At 59.9% G+C, this 15,491-nt stretch carries 18 protein-coding genes; 11 read left to right on the plus strand and 7 right to left on the minus strand.

The features are described from left to right. The first annotated feature begins 27 nt into the window (after positions 1 to 27). From ACR0MO_RS16590 to ACR0MO_RS16620, 7 genes are read left to right on the plus strand one after another with little or no spacing between them, the layout of a single operon-like run. A complete protein-coding gene (locus ACR0MO_RS16590; RefSeq protein WP_170454625.1) occupies positions 28 to 732 on the plus strand; it encodes a response regulator transcription factor in 705 nt (234 codons plus the stop codon). Between the two features lie 32 nt (positions 733 to 764). Then, positions 765 to 2,483: an ATP-binding protein gene (locus ACR0MO_RS16595; RefSeq protein ID WP_170454623.1), complete on the plus strand. Its 1,719-nt coding sequence runs from the start codon at positions 765 to 767 to the stop codon at positions 2,481 to 2,483. A gap of 4 nt (positions 2,484 to 2,487) precedes the next feature. After that, positions 2,488 to 2,958 carry an HPr kinase/phosphorylase gene (locus tag ACR0MO_RS16600; protein ID WP_480892356.1) on the plus strand — a complete coding sequence of 157 codons (471 nt, stop codon included), beginning with the start codon at positions 2,488 to 2,490 and terminating at the stop codon, positions 2,956 to 2,958. Continuing rightward, entirely contained in the window at positions 2,943 to 3,836 is an 894-nt protein-coding gene (gene rapZ / locus ACR0MO_RS16605) for an RNase adapter RapZ (protein ID WP_480874855.1), read from the plus strand. Before ACR0MO_RS16600 ends, rapZ begins: the two co-directional genes overlap by 16 nt. Further along, a complete protein-coding gene (locus tag ACR0MO_RS16610; protein WP_170454617.1) occupies positions 3,833 to 4,225 on the plus strand; it encodes a PTS sugar transporter subunit IIA domain-containing protein in 393 nt (130 codons plus the stop codon). Before rapZ ends, ACR0MO_RS16610 begins: the two co-directional genes overlap by 4 nt. A 16-nt stretch (positions 4,226 to 4,241) precedes the next feature. Continuing rightward, a complete protein-coding gene (locus ACR0MO_RS16615; RefSeq protein ID WP_170380425.1) occupies positions 4,242 to 4,511 on the plus strand; it encodes an HPr family phosphocarrier protein in 270 nt (89 codons plus the stop codon). A gap of 39 nt (positions 4,512 to 4,550) precedes the next feature. Then, entirely contained in the window at positions 4,551 to 5,450 is a 900-nt protein-coding gene (locus ACR0MO_RS16620) for a lysophospholipid acyltransferase family protein (protein WP_480892358.1), read from the plus strand. Between the two features lie 74 nt (positions 5,451 to 5,524). On the opposite strand, the gene ACR0MO_RS16625 is transcribed toward ACR0MO_RS16620, so the two are convergent. Beyond that, on the minus strand, positions 5,525 to 6,400 hold the full coding sequence (locus ACR0MO_RS16625) for a 3-hydroxybutyryl-CoA dehydrogenase (protein ID WP_170454613.1): 876 nt from the start codon (positions 6,398 to 6,400) through the stop codon (positions 5,525 to 5,527). Between the two features lie 162 nt (positions 6,401 to 6,562). Here ACR0MO_RS16625 and ACR0MO_RS16630 point away from each other — a divergent pair, with 162 nt between their 5' ends. Beyond that, complete coding sequence (locus ACR0MO_RS16630) at positions 6,563 to 7,375, plus strand: DUF6473 family protein (RefSeq protein WP_480892361.1); 813 nt, start codon at positions 6,563 to 6,565, stop codon at positions 7,373 to 7,375. Positions 7,376 to 7,431: 56 nt separating this feature from the next. Here ACR0MO_RS16630 and ACR0MO_RS16635 read toward each other — a convergent pair whose 3' ends face one another. The 6 genes from ACR0MO_RS16635 to ACR0MO_RS16660 all read right to left on the minus strand — a co-directional run bounded on the left by ACR0MO_RS16635 (position 7,432) and on the right by ACR0MO_RS16660 (position 12,015). Further along, positions 7,432 to 8,361, minus strand: a complete 930-nt coding sequence (locus tag ACR0MO_RS16635) for an FAD-binding protein (protein ID WP_170454611.1) — start codon at positions 8,359 to 8,361, stop codon at positions 7,432 to 7,434. Next, positions 8,361 to 9,119 carry an electron transfer flavoprotein subunit beta/FixA family protein gene (locus ACR0MO_RS16640; RefSeq protein ID WP_170454609.1) on the minus strand — a complete coding sequence of 253 codons (759 nt, stop codon included), beginning with the start codon at positions 9,117 to 9,119 and terminating at the stop codon, positions 8,361 to 8,363. The genes ACR0MO_RS16635 and ACR0MO_RS16640 overlap by 1 nt, the downstream gene beginning before the upstream one ends. Before the next feature lie 489 nt (positions 9,120 to 9,608). After that, positions 9,609 to 10,181, minus strand: coding sequence for a cob(I)yrinic acid a,c-diamide adenosyltransferase (locus ACR0MO_RS16645; RefSeq protein WP_170454606.1), 573 nt, complete (start codon positions 10,179 to 10,181; stop codon positions 9,609 to 9,611). Continuing rightward, entirely contained in the window at positions 10,182 to 10,385 is a 204-nt protein-coding gene (locus ACR0MO_RS16650) for a twin transmembrane helix small protein (protein WP_170454604.1), read from the minus strand. Between the two features lie 80 nt (positions 10,386 to 10,465). Next, on the minus strand, positions 10,466 to 11,293 hold the full coding sequence (locus tag ACR0MO_RS16655; RefSeq protein ID WP_480892365.1) for an SDR family NAD(P)-dependent oxidoreductase: 828 nt from the start codon (positions 11,291 to 11,293) through the stop codon (positions 10,466 to 10,468). Positions 11,294 to 11,361: 68 nt separating this feature from the next. Further along, positions 11,362 to 12,015, minus strand: coding sequence for an SH3 domain-containing protein (locus tag ACR0MO_RS16660; RefSeq protein ID WP_480892368.1), 654 nt, complete (start codon positions 12,013 to 12,015; stop codon positions 11,362 to 11,364). 214 nt (positions 12,016 to 12,229) lie between these two features. Between ACR0MO_RS16660 and ACR0MO_RS16665 the strand changes: the two genes are divergently transcribed. The 3 genes from ACR0MO_RS16665 to ACR0MO_RS16675 form a co-directional block, all read left to right on the plus strand. Then, a complete protein-coding gene (locus ACR0MO_RS16665; protein ID WP_480892371.1) occupies positions 12,230 to 14,578 on the plus strand; it encodes a DNA topoisomerase IV subunit A in 2,349 nt (782 codons plus the stop codon). 96 nt (positions 14,579 to 14,674) lie between these two features. Then, complete coding sequence (locus ACR0MO_RS16670; RefSeq protein WP_170454599.1) at positions 14,675 to 15,265, plus strand: hypothetical protein; 591 nt, start codon at positions 14,675 to 14,677, stop codon at positions 15,263 to 15,265. A gap of 115 nt (positions 15,266 to 15,380) precedes the next feature. Next, the coding region (locus ACR0MO_RS16675) for a GTP-binding protein (protein WP_170744588.1) at positions 15,381 to 15,491 on the plus strand (111 nt) is incomplete at its 3' end.

Genomic DNA, 15,491 nt, shown 5'->3' on the forward strand with positions numbered 1-15,491 from the left:
AAGTGAGCAGGAATAGGGGTAAGCCCGATGTCAAAGATTGCACTGGTGGATGACGATAGAAACATTCTGACGTCCGTATCCATGACGCTCGAGGCCGAAGGGTTCGAGGTTGAAACTTACAATGACGGTCAGGCCGCGCTGGACGCGTTTAACAAAAAGCTGCCGGACATGGCCGTACTAGATATCAAGATGCCGCGCATGGATGGCATGGATCTGTTGCAGCGCCTGCGCCAAAAGACGCAGATGCCGGTGATCTTCCTGACCTCGAAAGACGATGAGATTGACGAGGTTCTGGGTCTGCGTATGGGTGCGGACGACTACGTGAAAAAGCCGTTCTCGCAGCGTCTGCTGGTCGAGCGCATTCGCGCGTTGCTGCGGCGGCAAGAGGCAACCAGCGGTGACGCTTCGGCCGCCAACACCGGCGATACCAAAGTGATGGAACGCGGCGACCTGCGGATGGATCCGCTGCGCCATGCGGTCACCTGGAAGGGGACGGATGTGTCCCTGACCGTGACCGAGTTCCTGTTGCTGCAGGCGCTGGCGCAACGTCCGGGTTTTGTCAAAAGCCGGGATCAGTTGATGGATGTGGCCTATGACGATCAGGTCTATGTGGACGACCGCACCATCGACAGCCACATCAAGCGGCTGCGCAAGAAGATGCGTGCTGCTGATCCCGAGTTTTCGGCTATCGAAACCCTTTATGGTATCGGGTACAGATACAACGAAGAATAGGCGCGGCCATCTACAAGGGGTAATGGGGTTCCGTGCGCGACACCGAACAAGCCAATGAATTGCGCGACGGTGATGTCGTTCTTGGGGATGACTGGGTCATCCCGCAAGACCCCGATTCTGCAGAGCTAAGCGCAAAACGATCCCGCAGAAACCTGTTTTCACTGCGCGGCTCGCCTCTGGCCCGCAAGATCATCACGTTCAATCTGATTGCCCTTGTGATCCTTGTCACGGGGCTGCTTTACCTGGATGACTCGCGATCCGAGCAGGTGCAGCAGACCGCGCGCAACCTGATCGGAGACGCGCATCTTGTCAGCAACGTGTTCGAGACGCAGCTGCGGCAGGGCGCGGTGCAATCATCACGCGATGCGGCCCAGCTTGATGTGAAAGACACGCTGTCCGGCCTTCGCCTGCCCGAAGGGGGAGAGGTGTTTGTCTACGACTCCCGCGGTACCCTGATCGGCTGGACCCGCGGCGCGCCACAGGCATCTGACATGCCCATCCTGTTGCGATCGGACGCGGATATGCAGACCGGAGGCACCGTCATCAGCGATGCACTCAACGCGGTCTGGACGGGTCTGTCGCGGGTTTTCAACTGGTCGTCCGACTCCGAAGCACCGACGCTGGCGCAGCAGGTTCAGGCCATAGTCCCACAAGCTTTGGCGGGTCAAAATCAGGTAAAGGCAGTGCAGGATGACGCGGGCGACACTGTGATCGTGGCCGCGGCACCTATTCTCTACGAAGGCATCCCGGCCGGTGCTGTCGCAATATCCGGCCCTGCCGGTGAGATTGACGCGCTGGCTAGGCGCGAGCAGGAGCGCATTTTGCAGATGTTTGTCGTCGCCCTGCTGGTCTCAGTCGGTCTGAGCCTTGTTCTGGCTTCGACCATTGCCAACCCGCTGGCCGACCTCGCCTCGGCGGCGGAAATGGGCAAGGATCGGGGTACGGGCGTCAATCCGGGGCGTATCCGCATCCCGGACCTCAGCGCGCGCCCGGATGAAATCGGTCGGCTCAGCCGTGCGTTGCGTGGGATGGTCACTGCGCTCTACAACCGGATCGATGCGAACGAACAATTTGCCGCCGATGTCGCGCATGAGATCAAGAATCCTCTGGCCAGTCTGCAATCTGCTGTCGGCACACTACGCATGGTCAAACGCGATGATCAGCGCGAAAAATTGCTTGGTGTGATCGAGCATGATGTGAAGCGGCTGGATCGGCTGGTCAGCGACATCTCGAATGCTTCGCGTTTGGATGCGGAACTGGTCAAGGAAGAAGAACAACCTTTTGACCTGCTCAAGCTGCTGGGCAATATCGGGCAGTTTCTGGGTGAGGATGCCCGCGCGAAGGGGATCGACTATATCACTGACCTGCCGTCGGATCCGATTGTGATCAACGGGCTTGAGGCGCGATTGGCACAGGTCTTCGTCAACTTGATCACCAATGCGATTTCCTTCTGCGAAGAAAGCGACGCCATCCGGGTCTGGGTCCGCCAGCGCGACAATCGCGTGCTTGTGGTGGTCGAAGATACCGGCCCCGGCATCCCGGAACAGGCCCTGACCAAAATCTTCAAACGGTTCTATTCGCAACGCCCGGCTGAGCATTTCGGCAACAACTCGGGCCTTGGGCTGGCGATCTCGAAACAGATTGTCGAGGCGCATGGCGGTGTGATCTGGGCCGAAAACATCCGCCCGACCGAAGCGGACGTCACCTCGGACCCGCTGGGCGCCCGTTTTGTGGTGGGGCTGCCTGTCTGAGGTCATGACTATTCCGTCCCTGACAAATGCGGTGAACCGGGACAGCGCCCGCGTTCACGCCAGTTGCGTCGCCTCAGGTGGCCACGGCCTGCTGATTGTGGGCGCATCAGGGGCCGGAAAGTCGTCGCTGGCGTTGCAGATGATGGCTCTGGGCGCGGTGCTAGTCGGCGATGATCGCATTGATCTGGCGATGCGCGACGATCAAATCATTGCCTCCGCAGTCCCCGAAATCGCGGGTCTGATCGAGGCACGCGGGATTGGCCTGCTTCGTGCGCAACCTACGGAGCCTGTGCCGCTGCGCTTTGTCCTCGACCTTGACCAATCCGAACCCGCACGCCTGCCAGAACTCGTCACGACCCCGTTGCTGAGGCAAACTGTTCCCTTGCTTCGCGGCGCGGGCGTGCCCAATTTGGCACCAGCCCTGATGCAACTTCTTAGAATGGGACGCGTAGACCCGGAATGGCCGAACAAATGACAGCGCAAAAGCGAATCGTTCTGGTGACCGGACCATCGGGCGCGGGCCGCTCGACCGCCATTCACGTGCTGGAAGATCTGGGGTTCGAAGCGATTGACAACCTGCCCATGGGCCTGCTGGCGCGTCTGCTTGAAGGCGCCGAGCCTGACCGGCCCATGGCGCTGGGTATCGACGCGCGCAACCGCGATTTCTCGACCATAGGATTTATCGAACTGGCCGCAAAGCTGGGCCGGATGACGCAGGTGGATCTGACGGTTCTGTACCTTGATTGCAGCGACGAAGTCCTGCTGCGCCGCTTTTCGGAAACCCGCAGGCGTCACCCCGTCGCCCAGGATGCAGGGCCGGAAACCGGTGTGCGGCGCGAGAAAGAGCTGCTGGCCCCCATCCGCGAGATTGCCGACACCCTGATCGACACCAGCACCCTGAACGTGCATCAGCTGCGCGAAGAGGTCGAGCGCTGGTTTGCCCCCCAGGGCGGGCGGCATCTGGCGGTATCAATCGAATCCTTCTCGTATAAACGCGGCCTGCCACGCGGGTTGGATATGGTCTTTGACTGCCGATTTCTCGCCAACCCCTATTGGCGGCCCGAATTGCGGTCCGAGGATGGTCGAAACCCGGATGTGGCGCGCTATGTCCAGTCAGATGCTAATTACGCGCCGTTCTTTGACCGCGTCATAGATCTGCTGAACCTGCTGCTGCCAGCCTTCCGCGCCGAAGGCAAAGCGCACCTGTCTGTGGCCTTCGGTTGCACCGGTGGCCAGCACAGATCGGTGGCGATGGCGGAAGCGGTTGCAAAGGCCCTTGCGGAAGGGGGGCAGCAGGTGGCAATTAGGCACCGCGAGATGGAACGTCGATCGTTGAATGTGAGGCCGGATTGATCGGGATTGTGATCGTAGCGCATGGGGGCTTGGCTCAGGAGTATCTGGCCGCCATGCAGCATGTGGTCGGGCCGCAGCCCGGCCTGAAAGCCATTGCGATCGAGGCCGATCATGACCGTGACGAAAAACAGGCTGAAATCTGTCGCGCCGCGGATGAAGTGGACCTTGGCGACGGCGTTGTGATCGTCACGGATCTGTTCGGCGGCAGCCCCTCGAATCTCAGCCTGCGGGCCTGTGCCCCTCAGGATCGCCGAATCCTTTATGGGGCCAACCTGCCCATGCTGATCAAATTGGCCAAAAGCCGCCACCTGCCGGTCCCTGATGCCGTGCGGCAGGCAATGGAGGCTGGACGCAAGTACATCAATGCGCAAAATGTGACATTGGATTAAGACCGGACTCATTGAAATGACCAACCGAAGCTTGAAAATCATTAACGAAAAGGGCCTGCACGCCCGCGCGTCCGCCAAGCTGGTCGAGGTTGTGGAAGGCTTTGACGCCAGTGCCGAAGTGTCCAAGGACGGCCTTTCTGCATCCGGAGACAGCATTATGGGCCTTTTGATGTTGGCAGCCTCGCGCGGAACGACTATTGACGTCGAGACGTCCGGGCCGGATGCTGAGGCATTGGCAGAAGCTCTGGAAACGCTTGTGAATGACAAGTTCGGAGAGGGGTTCTAAGGCTGCCCCGCGGGACAGAAAGAACGGGAAGACCAGGAATTGGCGGAAACAACGCACGAGACCAAGACAGGCCCGGTGGTTGATGGGACCGAAGACCGGGGCGAAATCTACGACCGTAGAACCCTGACCTACGCGAACTCGTTCGACGATGCCTGGACCTCGACCGCCATTCGCGCCATCGAATGGTGTACCGGCAAACTGACCATTTTGCGGATGGTCAACAAGTTCGAGAAAAAGAACGAATACTATCGAGGTCAAAGGTTTTGGGGCGGTGCTCTGGCAACCATGGGCATCGACCTGACCACACCCGAGGAACAGATCGCCCGCATCCCCAAGACAGGCCCGGTTGTTGTCGTGGCCAACCATCCGCACGGCATGGTGGACGGCATGATCCTGGCCGAACTGATCGGGCGCGTGCGCAGCGATTATCGCATCCTGACCCGGTCCGTGCTGACCGGGCTGGACGAGGCTGCGACCTCATTCATGATTCCGGTTCCCTTTCCGCACGACCCCGAAGCACAGGCCAAGATGCTTGAAATGCGCGGCAAGGCCATGGAGCATCTGAAAAACGGCGGCGTTGTGGCCCTGTTCCCCTCGGGCGTTGTTATGTCCTCGGACGACTGGTTCGGCCCGGCGATCGAGCGGGAATGGAACGTCTTCACCGCCAAGATGATCCGACGCTCGGGTGCGCAAGTGCTGCCGATCTTCTTCCCCGGCAGCAACTCGCGTTGGTATCAGATCGCCAACAAACTGTCGCCGATCCTGCGGCAGGGTCTGCTGCTGCACGAAATCGTCCGGTCCTGCAAAAAACCGCAATCTCCGGTTATCGGCGAACCGATCAATGACGACGACATGCAGTTGCTGGAACGCGATCCGCGCGGCTTCATGGCGTGGCTCAGAAACCGCACCATGTCGCTGGGCACATCAGACAAACCCTAATCCGCCCTTCATCTGGCCAGAAATATCCCGGGGGTGAGCCCGGATGAAATCCGGGCGAGGGGGCTGGCCCCCTCTTACCGCGTCGGAACAGGCACTTCGCCCCGATAGTCATAAAACCCGCGTTCGGTCTTGCGGCCCAGCCAACCGGCCTCGACATATTTCGTCAGCAGCGGGCAGGGGCGATACTTGGTGTCCGCCAAGCCATCATGCAACACGTTCATGATTGCCAGGCAAGTGTCCAACCCGATGAAATCGGCCAGCTCCAGGGGCCCCATCGGGTGGTTTGCGCCCAGCTTCATGGACTGGTCGATGGATTGCACATTCCCAACGCCTTCATACAGGGTGTAGACGGCCTCATTGATCATCGGCATCAGAATGCGGTTGACGATGAAGGCCGGGAAATCCTCGGCGCTTGCGGCTGTCTTGCCCAGACGGTCCACCACTGCCTTGCAGGCTTTGAACGTTGGTTCATCCGTGGCAATCCCCCGGATCAACTCGACAAGCTGCATGACCGGCACCGGGTTCATGAAGTGGAACCCCATGAACCGTTCGGGCCTGTCCGTGCGGCTGGCCAGTCGGGTGATGGAAATTGAGGAGGTGTTCGAGGTCAGAATCGTATGCGGCTGAAGATGCGGCTGCAAATCCTCGAAAATCGCCTGTTTGATGGTCTCGCGTTCGGTCGCGGCTTCGATCACCAGATCGGTTTGCCCCAGTTGCGGCAGCTCCAGCGTCGTTGTGATCCGTTTCAAGGCGGCCTGCATCGCGTCATCGCTGATCTTCCCGCGTGACGCCTGCCGGGCCATGTTGCCCTCAATCGTCGTCAAGGCGCGATCCAGGGCCTCCTGACTGACATCATTCAGCAAAACGTCATAGTCCGCCAATGCCAGCACATGGGCGATCCCGTTGCCCATCTGACCTGCGCCAATCACTCCGACCGATTTCACATCCATATTCAGCTGCCTTTGCCTTGCGCGTTACGGCGACAGTATCGGCAGTTCGGGGCTTGCGGCAAGGGGCTGAGGTCGCTCGAATTCGCTTCAAATGCGCACATTAGGGGAATCTCAACATCCGGGGCGGCAAGATGGCAACCGGGTGAAAATTGGGTGAGTGAGATGAGCTATCATCAGACAGGCTCGGGCATGGCCGAGGATGACGTATGCCAGTATGACGGAACCAGATTGTGGTTTAGGGGGCCGCCCTGCACGCTGGACCTTCCGTTTATCGCCTGCATCGGCGGGGATGAAACCTTCGGGCGCTTTGTCGATTCTCCGTTTCCGGATGCAGTACAGAAGCAACTGGGCAAAACCTGCGCCAATTTTGGCAGCCTGTTCGCGGGTGTCGAGGCGCTGACGCGCGATCAAGGTCTGCTGAGGTTGGCAAACCGGGCGCAGAGATGCGTGATCCAACTGCCTCAGGTTCATGGCCAGTCGAACCGGTTTTACCGCGTGCACCCCCGCCGCAATGACCGGTTTCTGGAACCAACGCAGGACCTGCTGGATTTGTATCCCGACATCGACTTTACCGAGGTGCATTTTGTGCGTCACTTACTAAAGCGTCTGCAGGCAAGACATGATGCGCGGTTCGAAGTGATCGCACATGAGCTGCGTCAGGGTTGGTTGCGGTCCCTTGGTACGTTTCTGGAGCAGCTGGACCCGCAGACGGTGCTGCTGCATCTGCAGATTCAGCGGGTTCATACGATCGAGGACGACCCCATCCCGGTGAACGCCAGCATGGTAGAGGCGCTGAGGCCGCAGGCCGCGCGGGTAGTCACGTGCTCAGTCGCCGTGTCCGGCGCGTCGGACACGCTTGAGGATATGCTGTTCGGGACGCTACAACAGCCGATGGCAGAACATATGCTTGGCCCGGCCGCGCATAGGCAGATTGCCGAGGCGGTTGTGCCGGTCCTGAGGGACCTGAACGCATAAGGCCCGCCAATGGCGGGCCTTTGCTAACGTCACTTTCAAAGACCTGGGGTCTTTGCTCAGCCGAGCTTCTCGGTCAGTTCCGGCACGGCCTGGAACAGGTCAGCGACCAGTCCGAAGTCGGCGACCTGGAAGATCGGCGCTTCTTCGTCCTTGTTGATCGCAACGATGACCTTCGAGTCTTTCATACCAGCAAGGTGCTGGATCGCGCCCGAGATGCCGACGGCAACATACAGATCGGGGGCAACAACCTTACCGGTCTGACCCACCTGCCAGTCGTTTGGCGCATAGCCCGAGTCCACCGCCGCGCGCGAGGCACCAACCGCCGCGCCCAGCTTGTCGGCCAGCGTTTCGATCAGTTTGAAGTCCTCTTCCGAGCCGACACCACGGCCGCCCGAAACAACAACGCCAGCCGAGGTCAGTTCCGGACGGTCGCTCTCGGCCACCTTGTCCTCAACCCAGGACGACAGACCTTCGGAACCCGGAACCGCAACGGTTTCAACCGATGCCGAACCACCTTCGCCCGCTGCGTCAAAGGACGCGGTGCGGATGGTGACGACTTTCTTGGCGTCGTTCGATTTCACGGTCTGGATCGCGTTGCCCGCATAGATCGGACGCTCGAAGGTCGAGCCGTCAACCACGCCGGACGCATCCGAGATCACCATCACGTCCAGCAGCGCAGCAACGCGCGGCATCACGTTTTTGGCGTCGGTGGTCGCAGGGGCAACGATGTGCTCGTAACCGTCGGCCAGCGACACGATCAGGGCTGCGGTCGATTCCGCCAGGCGGTGGCCCAGCGATGCGTCTTCGGCAACCAGAACCTTCGAGACACCGTCGATCTTTGCAGCAGCCTCACCAGCTGCGGCAGCGGAACCGCCAGCGGCCAGAACGGTGATGTCGCCCAGCGACTTGACGGCGGCTACGGCCTTGGCGGTGGCGTCCAGCGACAGCTCGCCATTGTTGACTTCAGCCAGAAGAAGAACAGCCATTACACAGCCCCCGCTTCTTTGAGTTTCCCGACCAGCTCGTCAACCGAGCCCACGATGATGCCTGCGGCACGTGCCGGCGGCTCTTCGGTCTTGACGATTTCCAGACGCGGCGTGACGTCGACGCCGTAATCGGCGGCGGTTTTCTCGTCCAGCGGCTTTTTCTTCGCCTTCATGATGTTGGGCAGCGATGCATAGCGCGGCTCGTTCAGGCGCAGGTCAACGGTCACGATGGTCGGCATCTTGACGCTGATGGTCTGCAGACCGCCGTCAACCTCGCGGGTGATCTTGGCAGTGTCGCCTTCGATGTCCAGTTCGGACGCGAAGGTGCCTTGCGACCAGCCCAGCAGGGCCGACAGCATCTGGCCGGTGGCGTTCATGTCGTTGTCGATCGCCTGCTTGCCCGCCAGAACGATGCCCGGCTGCTCTTCCTCGACCACTTTGGCCAGGATCTTGGCGACGGCCAGCGGCTCGATATCCTGATGGACGTCATCGGCGGCAACAACCAGAATGGCGCGGTCCGCACCCATGGCCAGCGCGGTGCGCAGGGTTTCCTGCGCCTGCTTGACGCCGATCGAAACGGCAACCACTTCGTCAGCCTTGCCCGCTTCTTTCAGGCGGATCGCTTCTTCCACCGCGATCTCGTCGAACGGGTTCATCGACATTTTGACATTGGCGAGATCAACACCGCTACCGTCCGCTTTCACGCGGACCTTCACATTATAGTCAATCACGCGCTTGACAGGCACGAGTACCTTCATTTTGCGCTTTCTCCTCACAAAAACGGTAAGTCGCAACGCGACTCCACCAATGCTCTCGGACGACTGAATAGCGTCTCAATTCACGGTGCAACAGGGCAAAATCGTCACGTCAGGGGCTCGGGACGTCGCGTTTCGTAATTTTTGACGCCACGGCGGACAATAACAGTGCGGGGTAGGGCCGATTTTTGAGCATGTGGGATCAGGCGGGTCGTGGCGTCAAACAACTGGGTCTCAGCCTGTTACCGCGCAACGCTCGCTCGTCGCTTTGGGGTTTTAGCCGTGGGCTTTGCCTTTCCGGTCGCCGCAGCGTCCATCCGTCGCCCCGCCGCTTTCAGCGGTTCGCTCCCTCCCTTCGGGCCAGGGCTTCGCCCTTCCGGTCGCCAGAACGTCCACTGGACGTTCTGCCGCTTTCAGCGGTTCGCGCCCGCCCTTCGGGCCTGGGCTTCGCCCTTCCGGTCGCCAGAACGTCCACCGGACGTTCTGCCGCTTTCAGCGGTTCGCGCCCGGAACCCACAAGACGTCGTCTTTGCCGTTGTTGTTGGCGCAGCGTGCGGCGACAAAGAACCAGTCGCTCAGGCGATTGAGGTATTTGACGGCCACCGCGTTCACCGGCTCCATGTTCGTCAGTTCAACGGCAAGCCGTTCGGCCCGGCGCGACACGGTGCGGCACACATGCAATTGGGCCGCCAGACGCGATCCGCCCGGCAGAATGAAGCTGCGCAAGGGTTCCAGATCGGCGTTCATCGCGTCGATCTCGGCCTCCAGCCGGTCGATCTGGGCCGGGGCGATGCGCAAGGGCGGGTAATCGGCCTCGGCATCCTTTTCCATATCGGGGCGACAGAAATCCGCGCCCAGATCGAACAGATCGTTCTGGATTCGGGCCAGGGCGGCATCGGTCGGGCCATCAGCCTCGGTCCGCGCCACGCCGACAAAGGAATTCAACTCGTCCACAGTGCCATAGGCGGCCACACGCCCCGAGTATTTGGCGACACGTTCGCCGTTCCCCAGCGCGGTCTTACCGTCATCGCCCGTGCGGGTGTAGATTTTGTTGAGTACGACCATTTACTGCGCTCCCTGTCCGCTGAGATAGACGTAGAGAAGGATCAGAACGACAGCAATGAACTGAAACAGGATGCGCAGCCGCATCATCTTGTTGCTTTTCTTTGCAGCCGCCATGCCGCCTTTGCCGAAATTCGCGATGCCAAGGGTCAGCACGACGACCACCGCCGCCATGGCCAGAAGCAAAACGACCATCAATAGGTCCATCAGGTATCACCGTCTGCGTTTTAGTTTCGTTGGACCTGATCTAGCCCCACAGGATCAAAAAGCGAACCAGTAATTTCGTCTCAGATGCGGGACAGAATCCGGTCAATCGCTGCGGTCGGCAGAATCCGACGCAGGTATCCGGCGATATAGGTGGGTGTGGTCACATAGTACCGGGGCTTTGGTCTGTGCGCTTCAACCGCGTGCGCGAGTTTGGCCGTTACGGCTGATGCCGGAAGTTCGAACCTATCTGGACCCGAGCTTTCGTAGAGCCGCTTGAGCAGCGTTTCTTCATATTTCTCGCGCAGCGCCGAGTTTTCCCAGTCGATGAACCGTTCAAAGACAGGGATAGCTTTTTCCCGCAGCTTCGAGGTGATGGGACCCGGTTCAATCAGGATCACCCGGATACCGGTGTCCCGCAATTCAAGTCGCAGCGTATCGCTGAGGCCTTCAATCGCGTATTTGGTCGCGACATAAGCCCCGCGCCACGGAAACGCGACCAGTCCCAAAACCGACGAACACTGCACTATCCGGCCATGCCCCTGTTCCCGCATGACGGGAATCACCTGGCGTGTCAGCTCGTGCCAGCCAAATACATTTGCTTCAAAGATATGGCGCAAACCATCTGTCGGGACGTCTTCGACGGCGCCGGGCAGCCCGTGCGCGCCGTTGTTGAACAGTGCGTCCAGCGTGCCGCCGGTGGCTGAAAGAACCTCGGCCAGACCGGCCTTGATGCTGTCGCCATCCTGATAGTCAATTCTGGGGCTTTCGAACCCCTGGGCGCGCAGCCGGTCGCAATCGCGTTGCTGACGGCACGAGGCAAAAACCCGCCAGCCGCGCGCACGCATACCGTGTGCCGCGTCAAGGCCGATGCCGGATGAGCACCCGGTAATGAGAATCGATTTCTGCATGAGAATCCCGCCCCAGAATGTCACCAATAGCTATGGCGGGCATTGGGGCAGGACAATGACGGGCAACCTTAGTCTTGGGTTTTTTGAACAAGAGATGCGGAAATCCATCCGATCTGTTGCCCGGGCAACACGCGCAGTCGCAACCAGCCGGTTCCGGACTCGCTTAGCACTTCGACCTTTTGGCCGATCCGGGCCTTGCCAATGATCGGATAGATCGTTCCGGGCCCGTCACGCATGTTGACGCGCGTACCCGAGATTTCCCGGATGTCCTTCTCGGGTTCAGGCAGCGCCGGCACCTCTACGACCTCGGGGTCGGCGTCAGTTGCGACTTGTTGCAACGAGGTTATGCCGTCTTCCAAAGACGCCAGTGCCAGCGTCACGGTCTGGTCTTCAAACAGCGACGGATTGGCCTGCAGCCCCGCAGCAACCTGCGCCAACAGGGCTTTGGTTTCGTCCTCGGTCAGTGCCGGTTCAGGCTGAGCCAGCGCATCAAGCGCAGGCGCGGGTTCCACAGCCGGTTCAGGTGCAAAGCTGACCTGCGTTACCAGATCTTCGACTGGGGCCGGGGCCGGGGCCTTGGGTACGGGGGTTGGCTGGAAGGCCGCCGCCATGCGTTGCGGATTATCGGCCCGCAATCCACGCGGTTCGAAATCAGGACCGTCGCTCATCACGTAAAAGGCCCAGCCGAGTGCGGCAAAAGTAATCAGTATCAGGCGCGTCATGGCGCATCCCCCAAGGTCAATCGTTACAACAACAGAACAAAAATTTGGCAGCAATCATTCAATTGTTGGGATGGTACCATAATTGAGTGGCCGAGTCGAAAATTCGGGGAAAACACCAACTTGTCTCCCCCTGTTGCAAAAAGCGCGACTTGTCCCCAGCAAAATGCACTCTGCTTGCTTTACCCAGACGGCCTAGCGTCGTATCACATCATGTATGAATGACACGATCGACGACCCCAATATGGAGGCCCCCGACAGCGGGGGTGAGGTAGCCGAACCCCTGCGCCGCGCGATTGGTGAGCGCTATCTGACCTATGCGCTGTCCACCATCATGCACCGCGCCTTGCCGGATGCGCGGGACGGGTTGAAGCCGGTTCATCGGCGAATCCTCTATGCGATGAGAGAGCTGCGACTCAGTGCAACCGGAGGTTTCAGGAAGTCGGCCAAGATTTCCGGCGATGTGATGGGCAACTATCACCCGCATGGGGACGCTGCGATCTATGACGCGATGGCGCGTCTGGCGCAGGATTTCAACGTCCGTTACCCGCTGGTCGACGGGCAGGGGAACTTCGGCAATATCGACGGCGATAACCCGGCGGCCTCGCGCTACACCGAGGCACGGATGACCATCGTGGCCGAGGCGCTTCTTGAGGGTCTGAACGAAGACGCTGTTGATTTCCGCGACAACTATGATGGCACGCTGACCGAGCCGGTCGTGCTGCCTGCGCAGTTCCCGAACCTGCTGGCCAACGGGTCCAGCGGTATCGCGGTGGGCATGGCGACGAACATCCCGCCGCATAATATCTCGGAACTCTGCGATGCCTGTCTGCATCTGATCAAAACGCCGGATGCCCGCGACGACACGTTGTTGAACTACGTGCCCGGCCCGGATTTCCCGACCGGCGGCGTCATTGTCGAGCCGCCCGAGAATGTCGCGCAGGCTTACCGCACCGGGCGCGGCTCGTTCCGGTTGCGGTGTAAGTTCGAAGTTGAAGACCTTGGGCGCGGTCAATGGCAGATCGTTGTCACCGAGATTCCCTACCAAGTTCAGAAATCCAAGCTGATCGAAAAGATCGCGGAACTGATCCAGACCAAGAAAATCCCGATCCTCGCCGATGTGCGCGACGAATCCGCCGACGACATCCGCCTGATCCTTGAGCCGCGTTCCAAGAACGTGGACCCCGAAGTGCTGATGGGCATGCTCTATCGCAACTCGGACCTTGAGGTGCGGTTCAGCCTGAACATGAACGTGCTGATCGACGGTGTGACGCCCAAGGTCTGTTCGATGAAGGAAGTGCTGCGCGCCTTCCTCGATCACCGGCAAGAGGTGCTGCTGCGCCGCTCGCGTCACCGTTTGGGCAAGATCGACCATCGGTTGGAAGTGTTGGAAGGCTTTATCGTCGCCTTCCTGAACCTCGACCGCGTGATCGACATCATTCGCTATGATGACGATCCCAAAGCCGCGTTGATGCGCGAGGATTGGGGTATCGACCACGTCCGCGCCACGAATGAGGCCGACTATGTCTCGCCCAAACCGGGCGAGGGCGAATTGTCCGAGGTTCAGGTTGACGCCATCCTCAACATGCGTCTGCGCTCTCTGCGCCGTCTCGAAGAAATGGAACTGGTGCGTGAGCGTGACGAATTGATGCTGGAACGCGCCAACCTCGAAGACCTGCTGGCCGATGAGGGCCTGCAATGGGCCAAAATCGCCGAGCAGTTGAAAGAGACCAAAAAGACCTTCGGCAAAGACTACGAAGGCGGGGCGCGGCGCACGCAGTTCGCCGAGGCCGGACAGGTCGAGGAAGTGCCGCTTGAGGCGATGATCGACCGCGAACCGATCACGGTCGTCTGCTCTCAGATGGGCTGGATTCGCGCCATGACCGGCCATATCGACCTGAAGCGCGAATTGAAGTTCAAGGATGGCGACGGCCCGCGTTTCATTTTCCATGCGGAGACGACAGACCGGCTGCTGGTCTTTGCCTCGAACGGGCGATTCTATACGGTCAGCGCCGCCAACCTGCCCGGCGGGCGTGGCATGGGCGAACCGCTGCGCCTGATGGTCGACCTGCCGAACGAGGCGCAGATCATCGACATTCTGATCCACAAGCCGGGGCGCAAGCTGCTGGTGGCCTCGGATGCAGGCAACGGCTTTATGGTGCCAGAGGATGAGGTGCTGGCGCAGACACGGAACGGCAAACAGGTGCTGAACGTCAAAGGTGACGAAACAGCGATGATCTGCAAGCCGGTCGCGGGCGACCACGTGGCCGTGGTATCTCAGAACGGCAAGTTCCTGGTCTTCCCGGCAGAGGAACTGCCTGAGATGACCCGCGGCAAGGGCGTGCGCCTGCAGAGATACAATATGGCGCGTGGCCGGCAGGGAACGCTGGAACTAGATGGCGGCCTGTCGGACATCACCACCTTCAACTGGGAAGAGGGCCTGAAATGGTCCATGGGCGGCGACAAGACACGGCACGAGGCCGATATGTCCCAATGGCTGGCAAAACGCGCCAGCGTCGGGAAAAAGCCGCCTTACGGGTTCCCGCGCGACTATAAGTTCTCGTGATCTGAACAGGTCTCGGGTGGATTTCTGCCGATACGGCTTGGCACAACCCGTATCGGTGCGCTAGATCAAAGAAAACAGGCCTATCGAGACACAATCATGTTGCGCATTCTGACCCTGATCACCGGACTGGCCCTGATGGGCGCGTGCACCCAGACGCAGGTCTATGAAGAACCCGAGTCGCTGGGCGAGTTCAAGCTGCGGGTGAATTACGCGTTTGCCGAGAAAGCCAAACAAGGCCCAGTCTCGCGCGATGCGACGCCGCAGGAATGGGAAGCTGCGATTCAGAACGCCGTGGATATCCGGCTGGGTCGCTATGAGGGCGCGCAGGATTACGACATCGGTATCAGCCTCGAAGGCTACATGCTGGCCCCTCCGGGCATTCCGGTCATCTACAACCCCAAAAGCACGGCGATTGTGCTGGTCAATGTCTACGATGTGAACAAGAAAGAATTTCTGGCCAAGGCCAAGCAGTTCCAGGTTCTGGAAGACACGACCGGAGGCAGCGCGCTGAAAGGGTCCGGCAATGAGCGGACCAAAGAAGAACAAATGAGCGGTCTGGCCCTGAAAGTGGCCGACCGGGTCGAGGAATGGCTGGCAGAAGAACACAAGGACAATGGCTGGTTCGACAAGCGCCCAGACCTGATCCAACCGCTCGAATCCACCGAGGTTACGCAAAATCCGGCGTGATCGGCGCATTTCCCCAAGGATGTGCTTGATTTTCCCCCGTGAACCAAATATCTCGCGCGCGCAGATGTAACCACGGGACCAAGGGTCCCCCAAATCGCAAAAGGGCGCCTGAGGAATGGCAAAGGAAAAGTTTGAGCGTACAAAACCGCACGTCAACATCGGCACGATTGGCCACGTTGACCATGGTAAAACGACGCTGACCGCAGCAATCACCAAGTATTTCGGT

The organism is Ruegeria sp. K5 (assembly GCF_056531805.1).

Coding starts and splice junctions, on each gene's coding strand:
- ACR0MO_RS16650 (WP_170454604.1), bottom strand. CDS start 10,385: ATGGACCTATTGATGGTCGTTTTGCTTCTGGCCATGGCGGCGGTGGTC.
- ACR0MO_RS16665 (WP_480892371.1), top strand. CDS start 12,230: ATGAATGACACGATCGACGACCCCAATATGGAGGCCCCCGACAGCGGG.
- ACR0MO_RS16670 (WP_170454599.1), top strand. CDS start 14,675: ATGTTGCGCATTCTGACCCTGATCACCGGACTGGCCCTGATGGGCGCG.
- ACR0MO_RS16645 (WP_170454606.1), bottom strand. CDS start 10,181: ATGGTCGTACTCAACAAAATCTACACCCGCACGGGCGATGACGGTAAG.
- ACR0MO_RS16640 (WP_170454609.1), bottom strand. CDS start 9,119: ATGAAGGTACTCGTGCCTGTCAAGCGCGTGATTGACTATAATGTGAAG.
- rapZ (WP_480874855.1), top strand. CDS start 2,943: ATGGCCGAACAAATGACAGCGCAAAAGCGAATCGTTCTGGTGACCGGA.
- ACR0MO_RS16630 (WP_480892361.1), top strand. CDS start 6,563: ATGAGCTATCATCAGACAGGCTCGGGCATGGCCGAGGATGACGTATGC.
- ACR0MO_RS16655 (WP_480892365.1), bottom strand. CDS start 11,293: ATGCAGAAATCGATTCTCATTACCGGGTGCTCATCCGGCATCGGCCTT.
- ACR0MO_RS16660 (WP_480892368.1), bottom strand. CDS start 12,015: ATGACGCGCCTGATACTGATTACTTTTGCCGCACTCGGCTGGGCCTTT.
- ACR0MO_RS16635 (WP_170454611.1), bottom strand. CDS start 8,361: ATGGCTGTTCTTCTTCTGGCTGAAGTCAACAATGGCGAGCTGTCGCTG.
- ACR0MO_RS16600 (WP_480892356.1), top strand. CDS start 2,488: ATGACTATTCCGTCCCTGACAAATGCGGTGAACCGGGACAGCGCCCGC.
- ACR0MO_RS16590 (WP_170454625.1), top strand. CDS start 28: ATGTCAAAGATTGCACTGGTGGATGACGATAGAAACATTCTGACGTCC.
- ACR0MO_RS16615 (WP_170380425.1), top strand. CDS start 4,242: ATGACCAACCGAAGCTTGAAAATCATTAACGAAAAGGGCCTGCACGCC.
- ACR0MO_RS16625 (WP_170454613.1), bottom strand. CDS start 6,400: ATGGATGTGAAATCGGTCGGAGTGATTGGCGCAGGTCAGATGGGCAAC.